The organism is Candidatus Symbiopectobacterium sp. NZEC135 (assembly GCF_025962695.1).
The window spans coordinates 1-3520 of the sequence record NZ_JAGFPF010000153.1 but is presented as its reverse complement, the minus strand read 5'-3'; the positions used below and the strand labels follow the sequence as shown (position 1 = coordinate 3520).

At 52.2% G+C, this 3520-nt stretch carries 4 protein-coding genes; 2 read left to right on the top strand and 2 right to left on the bottom strand.

Annotated elements, in window-relative coordinates:
* Both J5224_RS24120 and lrp read right to left on the bottom strand, forming a co-directional pair.
* Window positions 1–566, bottom strand: a 566-nt coding sequence (locus J5224_RS24120; RefSeq protein WP_264627762.1) for a DNA translocase FtsK 4TM domain-containing protein, incomplete at its 3' end; no start/stop codon positions are given.
* 117 nt (window positions 567–683) lie between these two features.
* Window positions 684–1178 (bottom strand): leucine-responsive transcriptional regulator Lrp, encoded by a 495-nt coding sequence (lrp, locus tag J5224_RS24115; RefSeq protein ID WP_196906846.1) that lies wholly within the window; start codon window positions 1176–1178, stop codon window positions 684–686.
* A 547-nt stretch (window positions 1179–1725) separates the two neighbouring features.
* On the opposite strand from lrp, the gene trxB reads away from it, so the two are divergent.
* Together trxB and J5224_RS24105 are read left to right on the top strand one after the other, a co-directional pair.
* Window positions 1726–2685: a thioredoxin-disulfide reductase gene (gene trxB, locus J5224_RS24110; RefSeq protein WP_264627761.1), complete on the top strand. Its 960-nt coding sequence runs from the start codon at window positions 1726–1728 to the stop codon at window positions 2683–2685.
* A gap of 236 nt (window positions 2686–2921) precedes the next feature.
* The coding region (locus J5224_RS24105) for an ABC transporter transmembrane domain-containing protein (RefSeq protein WP_264627760.1) at window positions 2922–3520 on the top strand (599 nt) is incomplete at its 3' end.

Sequence of the window (3520 nt, the reverse complement as noted above, 5' to 3'; positions counted from 1 at the left end):
TTTTCCGCAATGGTCAACCATGACCAACCGGTAAACAGCGTCAAGCCCGCCGCCCAGACGCAGAGCAGAATCAGCGTGGCACCCATGCTGTTGAAACGCGGGACCATTGAACTGCTCAATAGACTGCCCAGCACGCCACCCGAGGCGAAATAGTAGAGATCGTCCACATTGAGCGCGGCCAGACCGCAGGACGTGAGGATCAGCGCCAACGTACCAATCAGGCGCAAAGAGAGAGTAAACAGATCGACATCGCTCTGATTATCGCGCTGGCGAAAGGCGACCCAGCAAAGCGATAGCATGATCGGTGGAATGGCGTAAGCCAGCACACCAAAGATGAAAAACAGCGTATCGGCCAGCCAAGCGCCGACACCACCGCCCAGATTATGAATCGGCTCATGCCAGGCAGTTTGTGACCAACTCGGGTCAGACGGACTGAAGCTAAACAGCGCTACGCTCAAATAAACGGCGAATAGCGCGACAACGATTAAAATCGCTTCCAATAAACGACGGCTGCCGCTGAGTTTCTTCAGCGCCACGTCTTTGTCTTCGGTATATTCCTGGCTCAAGCGTCTCTCCAGGGGTCCTGTTCATGTTCATGACAAAACGCCGAGGCGAACTCGGCGCTGTGACTGTATATATTCACAGGAGTGTAGCTGAAATTAGCGGGCTTTGCACCCCTGCGTTTAGCGCGTTCTGATCACCAGACGATTGCTCTGTTTTACTTCTTCCATCACCACGTAGGTACGGGTATCGTTCACACCCGGCAAGCGCAGCAAGGTTTCACCCAGCAGCTTACGGTATGCTGACATATCCGGCACGCGTGTTTTCAGTAAATAGTCGAAATCCCCAGAGACCAAATGGCACTCCTGAATTTCTTCCAATTTCTGCACGGCAGTGTTGAACTGCTCAAACACATCTGGCGCACCGCGGTTCAGCGTGATCTCAACAAACACCAGCAGTGAAGCATCGAGGTAATGCGGATTAAGCAATGCGGTATAGCCATTGATAAAGCCTTGACGCTCCAGGCGGCGCACGCGTTCCAGACACGGCGTAGGAGAAAGCCCCACGCGTTTGGAAAGTTCAACGTTAGAGATTCGGCCGTCTTTTTGTAATTCATTCAGGATATTGCGATCGATGCGATCAAGATCTTTTCCCGGTCGTTTTTTCGTGTCTACCATTCTTATTGTCTCTCTTCACTACGTCCTTGCCCTTGCTACACTCCGACCCACATCAATGTATCAGAGCAGCCCTAAAAGAAGACGCGCTGTCTAGTTTGTATATCAAGGGTCGCTTTACGTCACTTCCCTTTCACTGCCACGTCGCACCGCAATGTCATCCCTGCGTGCATAACACCCTGTCTGTCCTGTTATAAACGCACCATCAGCGGGTCGCACAGTAAAAGCCAATAACATAAAGAAAAGCCGAGCTTTCAACCATTCACATACAAATAGTTTCCTCTTCCTTAGATGTTTTCGCAAAACGGTAGCCGATTGTCAAAGCAAAACAATGAAAATCAGAAGAAACTGCCAAATAAAACCCTACTGCGCGCTCGGTAAGACCATTTTCAATCATTTCGCTAATAAATGGCGCTGTCTTATCAGTGAATTGTATGGGTTATCGGCACAGCCGATTAAACAAATAGGTAACAATTTTGCTGCCTACTTTTTTTAGTTCGGTAATTTCCTTACAATCGGGTTTAAGTAGACTGTTGCAAAAGAGGAACACATGGGTACCGTCAAGCACCACAAGCTATTGATTTTAGGTTCTGGCCCCGCGGGCTATACCGCTGCGGTGTACGCCGCGCGCGCCAACCTGCATCCGGTATTGATTACTGGCATGGAAAAAGGCGGGCAGTTGACGACCACGACGGAAGTGGAAAACTGGCCGGGCGACGCTGAAGGGCTTACCGGGCCGTTGCTGATGGACCGCATGCACGCTCATGCTGAAAAATTCAACACCGAGATCATTTTCGATCATATTCAGCGCGTTGATTTGCAACAGCGTCCGTTTCGCCTGTTCGGCGACAGCGAAGAATATACCTGTGATGCCCTGATCGTGGCGACCGGTGCCTCCGCACGTTATATCGGCCTGCCTTCCGAAGACGCCTTCAAAGGCAAGGGTGTATCCGCCTGCGCCACCTGTGACGGTTTCTTTTACCGTAACCAGCGCGTCGCTGTTGTGGGTGGCGGCAATACCGCGGTAGAAGAAGCGCTTTATCTGTCTAACATTGCGCAGCAAGTGCATTTAATCCACCGCCGTGACAGCTTCCGCGCTGAGAAAATCCTGATCGACCGTCTGATGGACAAAGTGCAAAACGGCAATATTGTGCTGCACACCGATCGCACGTTGGATGAAGTACTTGGTGATGACATGGGCGTGACTGGCGTGCGTATTCGTAATACCCGCACGGACGAGAGCGAAGAGCTGGAACTGGCTGGCGTATTTATCGCCATTGGCCATAGCCCAAACACCGCTATTTTTGACGGTCAACTGGCGCTGGAAAACGGCTACATCAAGGTACAATCCGGTATCCACGGCAATGCGACTCAGACCAGTATCCCCGGCGTGTTTGCCGCAGGCGACGTGATGGATCATATCTACCGTCAGGCCATTACCTCGGCGGGCACCGGTTGCATGGCTGCGCTGGATGCAGAACGCTATCTGGATGGCCTCGCCACCCGATAATATTCTGCCCTCTTCCCCCTTATTCAGATCGTACTACCTGAATAAGGGGGTGCTTTGGGCTCCCTTTTGGGAAAATTGATCTCTCCCCGCATTTTCTCCCTCCTTTTGGTTTGCACCTGCACTTTAGCGCGGTAACATGAGGCCACGCTGAATACCCACCCGCTTTTTGTTATATAACAGTTACATAAAGGTTGGTTTTTGGGTGTTCCCTTCTCTATGGCGCAGCCCGGTACTCTATGAAACAGACTCGACAGCAACAACTTGCACGCTGGCTAAAACAACAGAGCAAACTGGCACAGCGCTGGCTCCGCCTCTCTTTACTGCTGGGGATAGTAAGCGGCCTTCTGATCGTGGCACAGGCATGGGTGTTGGCAACACTGCTGCACGCCTTGATTATTGAACATATGCCTCGTCAGACACTCGTCAGCGAGTTCGTGCTGCTTATAGGCTTGTTCGCCGCACGCGCGCTCACGCATTTCCTGCGCGAGCAGGTGGGCTTTCGCTGTGGTGAGGCAGTACGGCAACAAATTCGCCATCAGGTACTGGAAAAATTACAGCGCCTGGGGCCGGCCTGGGTACAGGGAAAACCCGCTGGCAGTTGGGCAACGCTGATTTTAGAACAAGTCGAAGACATGCAGGATTACTATGCGCGCTATCTGCCACAAATGTATCTTGCAGCCTTGATTCCTTTGCTGATTCTGACCGCCGTGTTTCCCATCAACTGGGCGGCGGCGCTCATTTTGTTGGTTACCGCCCCGCTGATCCCGTTGTTTATGGCGCTGGTCGGCATGGGGGCTGCCGATGCTAACCGCCGTAATTTTCAGGCACTGGCGCG

Bases quoted from the DNA above. Each gene is read 5' to 3' on its own strand.
- lrp (WP_196906846.1), bottom strand. From the start codon at position 1,178: ATGGTAGACACGAAAAAACGACCGGGAAAAGATCTTGATCGCATCGAT.
- trxB (WP_264627761.1), top strand. From the start codon at position 1,726: ATGGGTACCGTCAAGCACCACAAGCTATTGATTTTAGGTTCTGGCCCC.